The sequence below is a fragment of the Arthrobacter sp. Cza30 genome (assembly GCF_059090765.1).
The window spans coordinates 91,294-105,502 of the sequence record NZ_JBNHGA010000007.1; the positions used below are offsets into that span (position 1 = coordinate 91,294).

The following is a 14,209-nucleotide window of genomic DNA, read 5'->3' on the forward strand; positions in this document are numbered from 1 at the left end:
TGGAAGAGGCCATGATTACTTCACGAGACCGATATCCGTCAGGGTCGCGGTGACTGTCTCGATGTCCTCCGTCAGGAAGCTGGCGAATTCTTCGCCGGCCAGGAACGCGTCGCCCCAGTTGTTGGTGGACAGGGTTTCCTTCCACGCGTCGGTTTCGTGCAGCTCGGTCATCAGCGCCGTGAGCTTCTCCGCCTGGGCGTCGTCGATGGACCCGGGAGCCACGACGCCGCGCCAGTTGGTGAGCACCACGTCCATGCCCTGCTCCTTCAGGGGCTTGACCTCGGGCAACTGCGGCGCGGCCTCCGGACCGGAGACCGCCAGGGCACGCAGCTTGCCGGCCTTGACCTGCTCCGCGTACTCGCCCACGCCGGAGATGCCGGCCGAGACCTTGTTGCCCAGCAGCGCCGCCAGCGACTCCCCGCCGCCGGAGTACGGGATGTAGTTCAGGCTGTCGGCGCCGATTCCGGCTTCCTTCAGCATGAGGCCGGCCAGGATGTGGTCGGCGCCGCCGGCGGACCCGCCGGTGATGGAGACGCCCTTGCCCTTGGCCTTGACGTCGGCGATCAGGTCGTCGATTGTCTGGTACGGCGAGTCGGCGGGAACAACGACGACGAGCGGCTCTTCGGTGAGCCGGGCGATCGGCGTGGTGTCTTCGATCCGGTTCTTCGACTTGTTGGTTTCCACGGCCCCGACCATGACGTACCCCATCACCATCAGGGTGTCCGGGTTCTGTTCGGTGGCCAGCTTCGCCAGCCCGTTTGTGCCGCCGGCGCCGCCGATGTTGACCACCGAGGCGCTGGAAACCAGGTCGTTCTCCTGCAGATCCTTTTGGATGGCGCGGCCGGTCTGGTCCCAGCCGCCGCCCGGGTCTGCCGGGACAATGATGTTGAGCTTGTCGATGCCGGCTTCTTCGGCACCGCCACCGCCGCCAGTAGTGGAGCCGCAGGCGGCCAGGACCAGGGCGGATGCTGCCGCGGCGGCCACCAGGGCCGAACGGCGTCTCATCGTACGGTCGAGCTTCATGTAGGTTCTTCCTCCTCCAGCCGGCGTGATGGGCATCACCATGCCGTGCGCCCCAGCGTAGGGACCGGTGCGCCGCGCGGGAAGAATGCGGTCATTGTGGCCGTATTGGTCATTGTGGTCACGACCGCGCCCCGCCCCTGAGGCACCGGATAACGGCTGCAAAGTGGCGCAGCTAACAGCATGCGAAAATGGTGGTGTGTTCCAATCCCTGTCGCTGCGGACCCAGCTGTTTGTGCTGCAGCTGTCCATCCTGCTCGCCGTCGTGCTGGTGGCCGGCTCGGTCGCCATTTCGATGCAGGAGCAGCAGATCCGCGACGCCTACGAGGGACGGATGATCGGCGTGGCACGCTCGGTGGCGCAACTGCCGTCCATTGTGGACGCCTTCGACGACGAAGACCCCAGCGAGACCATCCAGCCGATCGCCGAGCTCATCGCGCAGTCCACGGGCGTGACCTATGTGGTGGTCACGGACGACCGCGGGATCCGCTACTCCCACCCGAACCCGGCGTTGATCGGGCAGATGGTTTCCACGGACCCGTCGATCCCGTTGTCCGGCGAGACGTTCGTCGGCCGGCAGACCGGCACGCTGGGCGAGTCGTGGCGGGTGAAGGTGCCCGTCTATGACCGGTCGGGCGGCACAGTGATCGGCACCGCGTCGGTCGGCACCTTGGAATCGACGCTGCGCGATGACCTCAACGACGACTTGCCCGTTCTGCTGGCCTGGCTCATCGCGGCGGCACTGGTGGGATCGGCGGGCGCGATCTACATCTCGCGGCTGGTGTGGCGGCGGATCTATCAGCTCGAGCCGGAGGAGATCGCCGCCCTGCTCGAGACGCGCGACGCGATGCTGCACGGCATCGGCGAGGGCGTGGTCGCCGTCGACGACCGCGGGCGCCTCGCCTTGCTCAACGATGAGGCGAAACGGCTCCTGGAGGTCTCCGACAGCGCCTTGGGCCAGCCAGCCACCACCATCCTGGAACCGGAGCTGGCAGCAATGCTCGCGGCCACCGGCGGCGCCGACGAAACGGTCCTCGCCGGCGAACGGGTGCTGCTGGCCCGGGCCAACGCGGCCACCGTGGACTCGCGACGCGTGGGCAGCGTCCTCATCCTGCGGGACCGCACCGAACTGCACCAGCTGCTGCAGGATTTGGACGGCGCACGGGATGTCACCCAGGCCCTGCGTGCCCAGGCGCACGAATTTTCCAACAAGATGCATGTGATCTCCGGCCTGCTGGAACTGGGCCGCGCGCAACAGGCGGTGGACTTCATCTCGCGTTCCGGCCACGGCGGGTCGGTGGTGGCGGGCGAACTGGCCCCGGGCATCACGGACCCGGACGCGGCCAGCCTGCTGATGGCCAAGACCACCATCTGCGACGAAAAGGACATCAGGCTGCTCATCGATCCGGCGTCCGAGCTCGCCCCGGACGGCACCACCGATGCGGTCACGGTGCTCGGGAACCTGATCGACAACGCCATCGAGGCCGTGGGGATGCAGGGAACCATCACCGTCGCCGTCGCCAGCGGCCCGGCCGGCTGCACCATCACGGTCGCGGACGACGGCCCCGGCATCCCGGCGGAGGAATACCACCGCATCTTCGAGCCGGGCGTCTCGGGCAAGGAGGCCGCATTGCCGGGCAGCCGGGGGTTCGGCCTCGCGCTGGTCAGCCGCGTTGCGGCGCGGCGCGGCGGCAGCGCCCGGGTGGCGGCCTCGGCCTCCGGCGGCGCCGAATTCACGGTCACGTTCTCGCCCACCCCGCCCAACGCCCGCGCGCAGGGAGTTCCGGTCCCATGAGCCAGATCCGCACGGTCGTCATCGACGACGACAAAGAAGTTGCCGGGGTGCACACCGGCTTCCTGCTGGCCCACGGGGCCTTCGACGCCGTGGGCACCGCGTACACCGGGGCCGAGGGCCTGGCCATGGTCGCGGCGCTTCGCCCCGAACTGGTGCTGCTGGACATCCACCTGCCGGACATGAGCGGCATCGAAGTCCTGCGCGCGGTCCGGAACCTTCCCGGGGAACCTGTCGACGTCATCGCGATTACTGCGGCACGCGAACTGGACACGGTGCGGGCCGCGATGGCCGGCGGAGTGCTCCACTACCTCGTGAAGCCGTTCAACGCGCGGGTTCTGATGGAGCGGCTGGACGCCTATGTGGAACACCGCCGGCAAATCAGCGGCAGCGACGACTCCGCCGTGCTGGACCAGGACGGCATCGACCGGCTGCTCGCGCCGCAGCTCGATGCCGGCAGGGAGTCCGCCCGGCGGGACGCGGACGCAACCGCTGCAGGCCCGGCGCCCCGCGGTGCCTCGGGCGCACCCCGCCTGTTGCCGCGCGCTGCCGCCGCCTCCGGAAGCGACGCCGGCCGCACCGCGCTTTCCGCCATGGCGCTGTCCGGCTCGGGGGCCGCGGGCCCGCTGCCCAAGGGCCTGTCCCTGCCCACCCTGGAGGCGGTGATCGCCGACCTGAATGCGGCCGGCGCGGCCTCCTCTGCGTCCGAGGTCGCTGGGCGGCTGGGCCTGGCCCGGGTCAGCGCGCGGCGGTACCTGGAGTACCTGGTCTCGCGCGGCGAGGCACGGATCACCCCGCGGTACGGGGCAGCGGGCCGGCCGGAAAAGTTTTACGTCCCGATCAGCCGTTAGGACGGGCCTGCCGGTCCCGAGCAGGCGTCAGGACGGGCCTACGTCCCGATCAGACGTCACGACGGGGTTTGCCGCGCCCGCCGCAGGATCTGCTCCGCGTGCTTGAGGACCGGCCCGTCGACCATTTGGCCGCGGAACCGGAAGGCCCCGGATTCGGTGGCGGCGGCGGCCAGCAGCGCGGCCGCACGGTCGGTTTCCTCCTCGCCCGGACGGTAGGCGGCCCGCACCACGTCGGCCTGGCTGGGGTGGATGATGGCCTTGGCCGCGAAGCCCGAGGCGACGGCGTCCTCAGCCTCGGCCGCGAGCCCGCCGAGGTCCGGTATGTCGAGGTAGACCGAGTCGATGGCGGCCTTGCCGTAGGCGCCGGCGGCGAGCAGGACCCGGGCACGCGCCTGCCGGGCAACGTCCCGGTAGGTTCCGGACGCGAACCTGCTGGAACTGCCGCCCAATGAGGCGACCAGGTCCTCGGCTCCCCACATCAGCGCGGTGACGTTCGCGCAGCGTGCCAGCTCCGCGGCGTGCAGCACGCCCAGCGCCGTCTCGCACAGGGCCACCACCGAGTACTCCCCGAGGCCGACGGCGGCCGCCGCGTCCTCCGCCTTGGCCAGCATGATGGTGCGGTACCCGGACCGCCGGACGGCGTCCAGGTCCGGCGCGTGGTCGGCGGTGCCGGCCGCGTTGACCCGCACGATCGTCCGTTCGGGGTCCAGCGGGTTCTCGATGATGGCCGCCCGGGCCGCCGCACGGTCGCCCGGGGCAACGGCGTCCTCCAGGTCCAGAATCACCGCGTCGGCGCGTGCGGCCGCCTTGCCGTACCGGTCCGGGCGGTCCGCCGGACAAAACAGGATGGCCGGCCCCATGGCGAAGCCGGTCATCGGATTCCGTCCCCGGGCCGGCCGTCCCACAGTTCGGCGTCGGCCGTTTCCGAGCCCGCGATGGCGTGCGCGTGGCCGTCCTTGGTCCACATCAGGCAGCTGCGCGTCACCGTGGCGACCACGTCCCCGTGCTGGTTCCGGCCGGTATGGTGCATGTTCACCACGCCGGTGCCGGGCCGGGACCGGGACAGCCGCTTGTCGGTGACCACCGTCTCCGTGTACAGGGTGTCCCCGTGGTAGAGCGGGTGCGGGAACGTCACGTCGGTCATGCCCAGTTGAGCCACGATCGTGGACTGGGTGAGCTGGCCGACGGACTGGCCCACGACCGTGGCGAGGGTGAACATGGAATTCATCAGCCGCTGGCCGAACGGCTGCTCCGCCGCCCACGCCGCGTCCAGGTGCAGCGCCTGGTTGTTCATGGTGGCGGTGGTGAAGAAGACGTTGTCCGCCTCGGTGACAGTCCGGCCCGGCCGGTGCGCGTAGATGACATCCGCTTCGATCTCCTCGAAGTAGAGCCCGCGCTGGATGATCACTTTCTGCGCCCCGGCGGCTTCCGACGGCGTGGCCGCTGCCCCGGCATCAGTGTTCACCGGGCACCCGCCTGGTACTGGTCGACCCGGAGTTCGGTGCCGGTGGCGGCCACGACGTCCTGCACCTCGACGCCGGGGGCCGTCTCGCGCAGCACCAGTCCTTGCTCCGCGACGTCGATGACCGCCAGGTCGGTGATGATGGTGTCCACGCAGCCCCTGCCGGTGAGCGGCAGCGTGCATTCGGTCAAAATCTTGGGATTCCCGTCCCTGTCCACGTGTTCCATCATGACGATCAGCCGTTTGGCACCGAAGACCAGGTCCATGGCACCGCCCATGCCCTTGACCATCTTCCCGGGGATCATCCAGTTGGCCAGGTCTCCGGTCCGGGACACCTGCATGGCGCCGAGAACGGCCACGTCGACGTGCCCGCCCCGCACCATGCCGAAGGAAGCGGAGGAGTCGAAGATCGCCGCTCCCCGGTTGAGCGTCACGGTCTCCTTGCCCGCGTTGATCAGGTCCGGGTCGATGTTCTCCTCGGTCGGATACGGGCCGACACCGAGGATCCCGTTCTCCGAATGCAGGATGACTTCCACGCCGTCCGGGATGTAGTTCGGAATCAGGGTGGGCATGCCGATGCCCAGGTTCACGTATTGCCCGTTTTCCAGTTCCCGGGCCACCCGGGCGGCCAGTTCGTTGCGCGTCAGCGCCATGGCGTGCTCCTTACTTCCCGGTCGCGGTGTCTTGGCCGGCCAGCCGCACCGTGCGTTTTTCGATCCGCTTTTCCACTTCCGGCGCCACCACCACCCGCTGGACGAAGATGCCGGGGGTGTGGATTTGCTGGGGGTCCAGTTCGCCCGGTTCCACGAGTTCCTCGACCTCGGCGATCGTGATCCTGCCCGCCATGGCGCACAGCGGATTGAAATTCATGGCGGTCACGTGGAACACCAGGTTGCCCAGCCGGTCGCCCTTCCAGGCATGCACCAGTCCGAAGTCCGGCCGCAGGGACTCCTCCAGCACGTAGTCGGCCCCGCCGAAGCTGCGGACCTCCTTCGGTTCCGACGCCTTGGCCACCGCGCCGTCGGCGTCGTACTTGCGCGGCAGCCCGCCCTCGCTGACCTGGGTGCCGACCCCGGCGGCCGTATAGAACGCGGGAATCCCGGCACCGCCGGCCCGCAGCTTCTCCGCCAGCGTCCCCTGGGGGGTCAGCTCCACTTCCAGCTCGCCGGCCAGGAACTGCCGGGCGAACTCCTTGTTCTCGCCCACGTAGGAGCTGATGGTGCGCCGGATCCGCCCGTCGGCCAGCAGCACGCCCAGCCCCCAGTCGTCCACGCCGCAGTTGTTGCTGATGGTCTCCAGGTCGGTGGTGCCGGCGTCGTGCAGGGCCTGGATCAGCGCCACCGGAATGCCGCACAGGCCGAAGCCGCCCACGGCCAGCGAGGCGCCGTCGGGAATGTCCGCCACGGCCTCCGCGGCGGAAGCTACTACCTTGTCGATCACTGCGTCCTCCTTGGCCTGCGCGGTCCGTCAAAGCCCCAGTTCGCGGGCGATGAGCATCAGCTGCACTTCGGTGGTCCCTTCCCCGACCTCCAGGATCTTCGAGTCACGGTAGTGGCGCGCCACCCGGAATTCGTTGATGAAGCCGAAGCCGCCGAAAATCTGCGTGGCATCGCGGGCGTTGTCCATGGCGGCTTCGCCTGCCACCATCTTGGCAATCGCGGACTGCGTTTTGAAGTGTTGGCCGGCGAGCATCCGGGCGGCGGCGTCGTAATACGCCAGCCGCGCCGTGTGCGCGCGGGCCTGCATCCGGGCGATCTTGAACTGGATGGCCTGGAAGGAGCCGATGCTGGTGCCAAAGGCCTGGCGCTCCTTGGCGTAGCGCACCGCTTCGTCCACGCAGCCCTGCGCCGCGCCCGTGGCCAGCGCGGCGATGGCGATCCGGCCCTCGTCCAGGATTTGCAGGAAGTTGGCATAGCCCCGGCCGCGGCGGCCCAGCAGGTTCTCTTCCGGGACGCGGACATTGTCGAGGGTGAGCGGATGCGTGTCGGAGGCGTTCCAGCCCACCTTGTTGTAGGCCTTCTCGGCGGTGAAGCCCGGGGTGTCGGTGGGAACCAGGATGGTGGAAATCTCCTTCTTCAGCGAGCCGTCGTCGCGCTCCGAGGTTCCGGTGACCGCGGTGACGGTGACCAGCCGGGAGATGTCGGTGCCGGAGTTCGTGATGAATTCCTTGTGCCCGTTGACCACCCACTGCCCGTCCACGAGTTCGGCCCGGGTCTTCGTGCCGCCCGCGTCGGAGCCCGCCTCGGGTTCGGTCAGGCCGAAGCCGGCGAGCGCCTCGCCGCTGGCCAGCATGGGCAGCCACTGTTGCTTCTGGTCCTCGCTCCCGAAGCGGTAGATGGGCATGGCCCCCAGCGAGACCCCGGCCTCCAGGGTGATCGCCACCGATTGGTCCACCGCACCGAGTTCTTCCAGCGCCAGGGCGAGCGCGAAGTAATCGCCGCCCATGCCGCCGTACTCCTCGGGGAACGGGAGGCCGAACAGTCCCATCTCGCCCATCTGTGCCACCACTTTGTACGGGAAGCTGTGCTCCTCGTCGTGCTTGGCGGATACCGGGGCCACCACCTCGCGGGCAAATTCCCGCACGGTCTCCACCAGGTCCTGGTAGTCCTCGCTCAGTGAAAAGTCAGGCATGGTCATGCCCCTTTCTGTTCAGGTTCTTCGGGGACAGGATCCGCTGCCCGCACGACGGCGACGATCTGGCCGGCCTTGACCAGGTCGCCGGGTTTGAGGTTGATGCTGGCCTCGCCGGCGATCGCGGCGCTCAGCTGGTGTTCCATCTTCATGGCTTCCACCGTCAACAGCGGCTGGCCGGCCACCACCCGCTCGCCGTTGGCCACCGCCACGGACGTCACCGTCCCGGGCATCGGCGACCGCACCTCGGGTGATGCCTCCCCCTCGGCCTGGCGGACCCCCGCGAGGGCATCGGCGAGCCGCCGCTCCCGGCCGCGGACGGTCACCCGGGCCGACCAGCCGGCGTCGCCCAGCCAGATCGTGCCGTCTGCGCCGAACGCGTGGCGCAGCGGCCGGCGGAGTCCGTCGACCTCCGCCGCGTGCCCGGCCCGGTCGAGCACGACGGCGTAGCTGCCGCCGCCGGCCGTCACCACGGCGCCGGCGGGCCCGCCGGCGGCCGCGTCCCCCGTCCAGGCCACCGTCACCTCGCGGTGCTCTCCGCCGAGGTCGAAGCTGACGGTGCCCGGGCGCGGCCCGCTCAGCCGCCAGCCCTCGCTCCGCCAGGCGGACCCCACCCCGCCGGCCGCACATGCCTGGGCCCGCGCGTCCTGTTGTCGGAGCAGCCAGTCCACGGCGGCCACGGACAGTTCGGCGTCACCGGGCCGGCGGAACTGCTGGTGTTCGATCTTCCGGTCGATCAGCGTGGTGTCCAGCCGCCCGGCCCGCACGTCCTCGTCGGCCAGCAGGCTGCGGAGGTGCTCGATGTTGGTATGGATGCCGAGCACCATGGTGTCGGCGAGCGCACCGTCCAGCCGTGCCAGGGCCTGCTGCCGGTCCTCGCCCCAGGCGACCACCTTGGACAGCAGCGGGTCGTAGTCGGAGGGGATGACCAGTCCGGGCAGCAGCGAACTGTCCACCCGGAGGCCCTCCCCGGCGGCTTCCTCTAGGGCCAGCACCGTGCCCGCCGAGGGCAGGAACTGCTGCGAGGGATCCTCCGCGTAGACGCGCGCCTCCACCGCGTGTCCCGTCAGCACGACGTCGGACTGCGCCGGCGTGAGCACCTCACCGGCGGCGATTCGCACCTGCCACTCCACCAGGTCCAGGCCGGTCACCAGCTCGGTGACCGGGTGTTCCACCTGCAGCCGGGTGTTCATCTCCATAAAGAAAAACTCGTCTGGGGCGTCGTCGGAGACCAGGAACTCCACCGTTCCGGCCCCGGTGTAGTCCACCGAGCGGGCGGCGTTGCAGGCCGCCTCGCCGATCCTGTCGCGGGTGGCAGCGTCGAGCAGCGACGACGGAGCCTCCTCGATGACTTTCTGGTGCCGGCGCTGCAGCGAGCATTCGCGCTCCCCGAGGTGGATGGCGTTGCCGTGCCGGTCGCACAGCACCTGCACCTCGATGTGCCGCGGCCGGGCGATCAGCCGCTCGAGGAAGAGCGTGTCGTCGCCGAAGGCGGAGGCGGCTACCCGGCGCCCGGCGGCGAGCGCGGCGCGCAGTTCCTCGGGCCGTTGCACGGCCATCATCCCCTTGCCGCCGCCGCCGGCCGACGGCTTGATCAACAGCGGATAGCCGACCTCTTCGGCGGCCCGGACCAGCCCGTCGTCGTCCAGCCCCGGTTCCGCGATCCCGGGAATGACCGGGACCCCATGCGATGCCACGTGGTTCTTGGAGCGGATCTTGTCCCCCATGATCCCGATCGCCCCCACGTTGGGTCCGATGAACACGATGCCGGCGGCCTCCAGCGCCTGGGCGAACGCCACGTTCTCGCTGAGGAAGCCGTAGCCGGGGTGGACGGCCTCGGCGCCCGTGGCCTTGCAGGCTTCGATCACCGCGTCGATGCGCAGATAGCTCTCGGCGGCCGGGGCGGGCCCGATCCGCACCGCGATGTCGGCCTCGCGCACGTGGCGGGCCCCGGCGTCGGCGTCCGAATAGACGGCCGCGGCCCGGATGCCCATGGCGCGCAGCGTGCGGATGACCCGGCAGGCGATTTCGCCGCGGTTGGCAACCAGGACGGTTTCAAACACTCTGATCACATCCTGAACAGGCCGAAGGAAGTCTCGGGCAAGGGACTGTTGGCGCAGACGTCGAGGGCGAGGCCGAGCACGGTCCGGGTCTGCGCCGGGTCGATGATCCCGTCGTCCCAAAGCCGGGCGGTGGAGTAGTACGGGTTGCCCTGCGCTTCGTACTGCTCCCGGATGGGGGCCTTGAACGCCTCCTCGGCCTCGGCGCTCCACTCCTCCCCCCGGGCTTCCAACTGGTCCCGTTTGACGGTGGCAAGGACCGAGGATGCCTGGTTGCCGCCCATCACCGAGATGCGCGCGGCCGGCCACATCCAGAGGAAGCGCGGCGAGTACGCGCGGCCGCACATGGAATAGTTGCCGGCGCCGAAGGACCCGCCGATCACCACGGTCAGCTTCGGCACCCGGGCGGTCGCGACGGCGGTCACCATCTTGGCGCCGTGCTTGGCGATGCCGCCGGCCTCGTAGTCGCGGCCCACCATGAAGCCGGAGAGGTTCTGCAGGAAAACCAGCGGGATGCCGCGCTGGTCGCAGAGTTCAATGAAGTGCGCGCCCTTGAGGGCAGATTCGGAAAAGAGCACGCCGTTGTTCGCCACGATGCCCACCTGATGCCCGTGGAGCCGGGCGAACCCGGTGACCAGCGTGGTGCCGTACTCCCGCTTGAACTCGTGGAAGCGGCTGCCGTCCACCAGCCGGGCAATGACCTCGCGGACGTCGTAGGCGGCGTTGACGTCCACCGGAACGGCTCCGTAGATTTCCTGCGGGTCTGCCGCCGGGGCCTCCACGGGCGCCGTCTCCCAAGCCGGCGCCCGGCACGGGAGCGTGGCCACGATGTCGCGGACAATCTCCAGCGCGTGCACATCGTTCTCGGCCAGGTGGTCGGTCACCCCCGAGGTCCGCGCATGCAGCTCGCCGCCGCCGAGTTCCTCCGCGGTGACAACTTCGCCGATGGCCGCCTTCACCAGCGGCGGGCCGCCCAGGAAGATGGTGCCCTGGCCGCGGACGATCACGGTTTCGTCGCTCATCGCCGGAACGTAGGCGCCGCCGGCCGTGCAGGAACCGAGCACCGCGGCGATCTGCGGGATTTTAGCCGCCGACATCCGGGCCTGGTTGTAGAAGATTCGGCCGAAGTGCTCGCGGTCCGGGAAGACATCGTCCTGCTTGGGCAGGAACGCGCCGCCGGAGTCCACCAGGTAGATGCACGGCAGGTTGTTCTCCAGCGCCACCTCCTGGGCGCGCAGGTGTTTCTTGACCGTCATCGGATAGTAGGTCCCGCCCTTGACGGTCGCATCGTTGCAGACCACCAGCACGTGGCGGCCGTGCACCAGGCCGATGCCGGCGATCATCCCCGCCCCAGGCGAATCGCCGTCGTACATTCCCTCGGCGGCCAGCGGCGCGATCTCCAGGAACGGGCTGCCCTCGTCCAGCAGCGTGTCGACCCTGTCCCGCGGCAACAGCTTGCCCCGTTCCAGGTGGCGCCGGCGCGAGCTCTCCGGCCCGCCCGCCGCCACCGACGCCAGGCGGGCGTGCAGGTCGGCAGCCAGCCGGCGCTGCTGCTCGTCGTTGGCCCGGAAGCTGTCACTGGTAGTGTCCACCCGGGAAGCCAGTGTCTCCATCGACACCTTCCTGGCCGAAGCCGTCGCGCGTCCGGCCCGCCGCCCGCTCCGGGCAGCTGGCCTGCAGGACGCATTTTGGTTAGTCTGTACTAACTGAAATCAGGCTAGTGGCCGTTAAGTGTCTTGTCCAGCACTTATTCAGCACCTTCTCGAGGGAACCGATCCATGCCCACAGCACCGCATGCCGCCGGGACGCGCCAGACCGGCCGCAGCCTGGCCAAGGCCACCCGCAGGGCCGCACTGCTGGACGCCGCCGCCCGCCTCTTCGCCGAGCGCGGCTTCAACGGCGTCTCCATCGAAGACCTCGGCTCGGCGGCCGGCGTCAGCGGGCCGGCCGTCTACCGGCATTTCGAGAGCAAACATGCGGTGCTGGCGGCGCTGCTCACGGGCGTCAGCCAGGACCTGCTCGACGGCGGCCAGGACGTGGCGGCCGGCCAGCAGGATGCCGAGGAGGCGCTCCGCGGCCTGGTCGCCTTCCACGTGGACTTTGCCTTGAAGCATCCCGACGTCATCCGGGTCCATGACAGGGACCTGGACAGCCTGCCCGCCGAGGATTCGGCGCTGGTCCGGACGCTGCAGCGCACCTATGTGGAGGTGTGGGTTTCCGTGCTGGCGCGGCTGCTGCCGGAGGCGGACGCGGCGCAGTTGCGGGTCCGCGCACACGCGGTCTTCGGACTGATCAACTCCACGCCGCATTCGACCCACCGGAGCCGGCAGCCGCGGGAAGCCTGGCGCCGCAATCTGCTGGAACAAATGGCTTGGGCCGCGTTGAAAGCCGAGTAGGGTGTATCAGACACCAACTAGCCGAAAGGTCTGCTGTGATTGAGCTTCGTCCTGTAGAACCTGCCGACCTCGACGAGTTCTTCGAGTACCAGCAGGATCCCGACGCCAACCATATGGCGGCATTTGCCGCCCGGAATCCGTCTGACCGCGGCGTGTTTAATCTTCACTGGCAGAGCCTGCTCGACGACGAGTCCATCACCGTGCGCACCGTCACCGTCGACGGAGAGGTGGTGGGCAGCGTGCTGGCCTACCCCAACGAGGGGTACCCGGAACTGAGCTACTGGACGGCGAAGTCGCAGTGGGGCAAGGGCGTCACCACCGCGGCCGTCGAGGCCTTCCTGCGGGAATTTTCCGCGCGTCCCATCCGGGCGCGGGTGGTCAAGGACAACCTTGGCTCGGTCAAGGTCCTGCACAAGCTCGGCTTCCGGACCGTCGGCGAGGCCCAGGGCTTCGCCAACGCCCGCGGCGCCGTGGTCACCGAGGAGATCCTCGAACTGGCCTGACGCGCCTCCCCACCGGGATCACGCCATGGCCAGCACCATGGCCGGGCTGATCACACCATGGCCAGCACCATGGCCGGGTCCGACAGGATGGTGCCGATGTCGGCGAGGAAGCGCCCCGCCTGCTCCCCGTCCACCACGCGGTGGTCGAAGGACAGGCTGAGCGTCACCACATCGCGCAGCGCCACCTCACCCCGGTATTCCCACGGCTGCCGGCGCACCGCGCCGAGGGCCAGGATGGCCGACTCCCCCGGGTTCAGGATCGGCGTTCCGGCGTCGATGCCGAACACCCCGATGTTGGTGATGGAGATGGTCCCCCCGCGCAGTTCGGCCGGGGCGGTGCTGCCGGCGCGTGCCGTCTCGGTCAACTCCCCCAGGGCCTCGGCCAGCCTGTGCAGGTCCATCCGGTGCGCGTCCTTGATGTTCGGCACCGTCAGCCCGCGCGGGGTCGCCGCGGCGATGCCCAGATTCACGTAGTTCTGCCGCACGATCTCGCCGGCGTCCCCGTCCCAGCGGGAGTTCAGCTCGGGGCGGCGCTCCAGCGCCAGGCACAGGGCTTTGGCGGTAATGGTCAGCGGCGTGAGTTTCAGCCCGGCGAACGCCTTGCCCGCCTTGAGCCGCCGGATCAATTCCATGCTCTCCGTCGCGTCGACGGTGAGGAACGAGGACGCATGCGGGGCGGTGAAGGCACTGGCCACCATGGCGGCGGCGGTGTGCTTCCGGACGCCCTTGACCGGGGTCCGCGTCTCGGCCTCCGCGGCGCCGCCGAGCCAGCCGCCGGCCGTCCCGGACACGGCGCCCCGGGCCGCGACGGCCGGGGCCGCTGCGGCCGCCTCGTGGAAGGCCAGGACGTCGTCGCGGGTGATCAGGCCCCGTTCGCCGGTCCCGGCCACCCGTGCGAGCTCGACGCCGAGGTCCTTCGCCAGCTTCCGGACCGGCGGGGTGGAGCGTGGCCGCTCCGGGATCTTCCCGGACGGTTCGGCCGCGGCCTCGCCGGGCGCCCCGGCCGGCCGGGCGGCAACCGCACCATTCGCGGCTCCGGCGGGCTCCGTGTCCGGTGCGCGCCCGGCCAGGGTCGCCGGGTAGGCGGCCGGCACCGCCGCGGTGGCCGGCGCCCCTCCGGTCTTGCGCGGGCGCCGGGCCGGCCGCCCGTTCCCTTCGGCGGCAGCACCGTACCCCACCAGGTTCGCCTCGCGGCGCGGCTCCGGCGGCCTTCCCGCGGCCTTCGCGCCGTCGTCGCTCTGCCCCGCCTCTTCCACCTCGATGGAGACGATCGGCTCCCCCACGCTGACCGTGGTGCCGGGTACCTCATGCAGGGTCCGGACCACCCCGGCGAACGGCGAGGGCAGCTCGACCACGGCCTTGGCGGTTTCCACCTCGCCCAGGATCTGGTTGAGCTGGACCGCGTCGCCCTCCGCCACGCTCCAGCTGACGATCTCCGACTCGGTGAGCCCCTCGCCCAGGTCCGGCAGCTTGAATACCTTGATCCCCACGGCT

General features: G+C 69.9%; 13 protein-coding genes. 4 read left to right on the top strand and 9 right to left on the bottom strand.

What is annotated here, in order from left to right; translation table 11 throughout:
* Window positions 1-15: 15 nt before the first annotated feature.
* Window positions 16-1,023: a Bug family tripartite tricarboxylate transporter substrate binding protein gene (locus tag AC5RVZ_RS23255; RefSeq protein ID WP_494068012.1), complete on the bottom strand. Its 1,008-nt coding sequence runs from the start codon at window positions 1,021-1,023 to the stop codon at window positions 16-18.
* Between the two features lie 196 nt (window positions 1,024-1,219).
* Between AC5RVZ_RS23255 and AC5RVZ_RS23260 the strand changes: the two genes are divergently transcribed.
* Window positions 1,220-2,815 carry an ATP-binding protein gene (locus AC5RVZ_RS23260; RefSeq protein ID WP_494068013.1) on the top strand — a complete coding sequence of 532 codons (1,596 nt, stop codon included), beginning with the start codon at window positions 1,220-1,222 and terminating at the stop codon, window positions 2,813-2,815.
* Window positions 2,812-3,663 carry a response regulator gene (locus AC5RVZ_RS23265; RefSeq protein ID WP_494068014.1) on the top strand — a complete coding sequence of 284 codons (852 nt, stop codon included), beginning with the start codon at window positions 2,812-2,814 and terminating at the stop codon, window positions 3,661-3,663. The genes AC5RVZ_RS23260 and AC5RVZ_RS23265 overlap by 4 nt, the downstream gene beginning before the upstream one ends.
* Window positions 3,664-3,719: 56 nt before the next feature.
* Here the strand turns inward: AC5RVZ_RS23265 and AC5RVZ_RS23270 are convergent, their stop codons facing one another.
* The 7 genes from AC5RVZ_RS23270 to AC5RVZ_RS23300 are packed head-to-tail and all read right to left on the bottom strand — an operon-like array spanning window position 3,720 to window position 11,429.
* Window positions 3,720-4,538, bottom strand: coding sequence for an HpcH/HpaI aldolase/citrate lyase family protein (locus tag AC5RVZ_RS23270; RefSeq protein WP_494068015.1), 819 nt, complete (start codon window positions 4,536-4,538; stop codon window positions 3,720-3,722).
* Complete coding sequence (locus tag AC5RVZ_RS23275) at window positions 4,535-5,128, bottom strand: MaoC family dehydratase (protein ID WP_494068016.1); 594 nt, start codon at window positions 5,126-5,128, stop codon at window positions 4,535-4,537. Before AC5RVZ_RS23275 ends, AC5RVZ_RS23270 begins: the two co-directional genes overlap by 4 nt.
* Window positions 5,125-5,778, bottom strand: coding sequence for a CoA transferase subunit B (locus AC5RVZ_RS23280; protein ID WP_494068017.1), 654 nt, complete (start codon window positions 5,776-5,778; stop codon window positions 5,125-5,127). The genes AC5RVZ_RS23275 and AC5RVZ_RS23280 overlap by 4 nt, the downstream gene beginning before the upstream one ends.
* Window positions 5,779-5,788: 10 nt before the next feature.
* Window positions 5,789-6,565, bottom strand: coding sequence for a CoA transferase subunit A (locus AC5RVZ_RS23285; RefSeq protein WP_494068018.1), 777 nt, complete (start codon window positions 6,563-6,565; stop codon window positions 5,789-5,791).
* A gap of 27 nt (window positions 6,566-6,592) precedes the next feature.
* Window positions 6,593-7,756, bottom strand: a complete 1,164-nt coding sequence (locus tag AC5RVZ_RS23290; RefSeq protein ID WP_494002449.1) for an acyl-CoA dehydrogenase family protein — start codon at window positions 7,754-7,756, stop codon at window positions 6,593-6,595.
* Between the two features lie 2 nt (window positions 7,757-7,758).
* Window positions 7,759-9,828 (bottom strand): acetyl/propionyl/methylcrotonyl-CoA carboxylase subunit alpha, encoded by a 2,070-nt coding sequence (locus tag AC5RVZ_RS23295; RefSeq protein ID WP_494068019.1) that lies wholly within the window; start codon window positions 9,826-9,828, stop codon window positions 7,759-7,761.
* Window positions 9,825-11,429, bottom strand: a complete 1,605-nt coding sequence (locus AC5RVZ_RS23300) for a carboxyl transferase domain-containing protein (protein ID WP_494068020.1) — start codon at window positions 11,427-11,429, stop codon at window positions 9,825-9,827. Before AC5RVZ_RS23300 ends, AC5RVZ_RS23295 begins: the two co-directional genes overlap by 4 nt.
* A gap of 165 nt (window positions 11,430-11,594) precedes the next feature.
* Between AC5RVZ_RS23300 and AC5RVZ_RS23305 the strand changes: the two genes are divergently transcribed.
* Window positions 11,595-12,212 carry an SACE_7040 family transcriptional regulator gene (locus AC5RVZ_RS23305; protein ID WP_494068021.1) on the top strand — a complete coding sequence of 206 codons (618 nt, stop codon included), beginning with the start codon at window positions 11,595-11,597 and terminating at the stop codon, window positions 12,210-12,212.
* A gap of 35 nt (window positions 12,213-12,247) precedes the next feature.
* The gene (locus AC5RVZ_RS23310; protein WP_494068022.1) at window positions 12,248-12,715 is read left to right on the top strand and encodes a GNAT family N-acetyltransferase; all 468 of its coding nucleotides are present in this window, start codon (window positions 12,248-12,250) and stop codon (window positions 12,713-12,715) included.
* Window positions 12,716-12,765: 50 nt separating this feature from the next.
* On the opposite strand, the gene AC5RVZ_RS23315 is transcribed toward AC5RVZ_RS23310, so the two are convergent.
* A complete protein-coding gene (locus tag AC5RVZ_RS23315; RefSeq protein ID WP_494068023.1) occupies window positions 12,766-14,205 on the bottom strand; it encodes a dihydrolipoamide acetyltransferase family protein in 1,440 nt (479 codons plus the stop codon).
* Window positions 14,206-14,209: the final 4 nt, after the last annotated feature.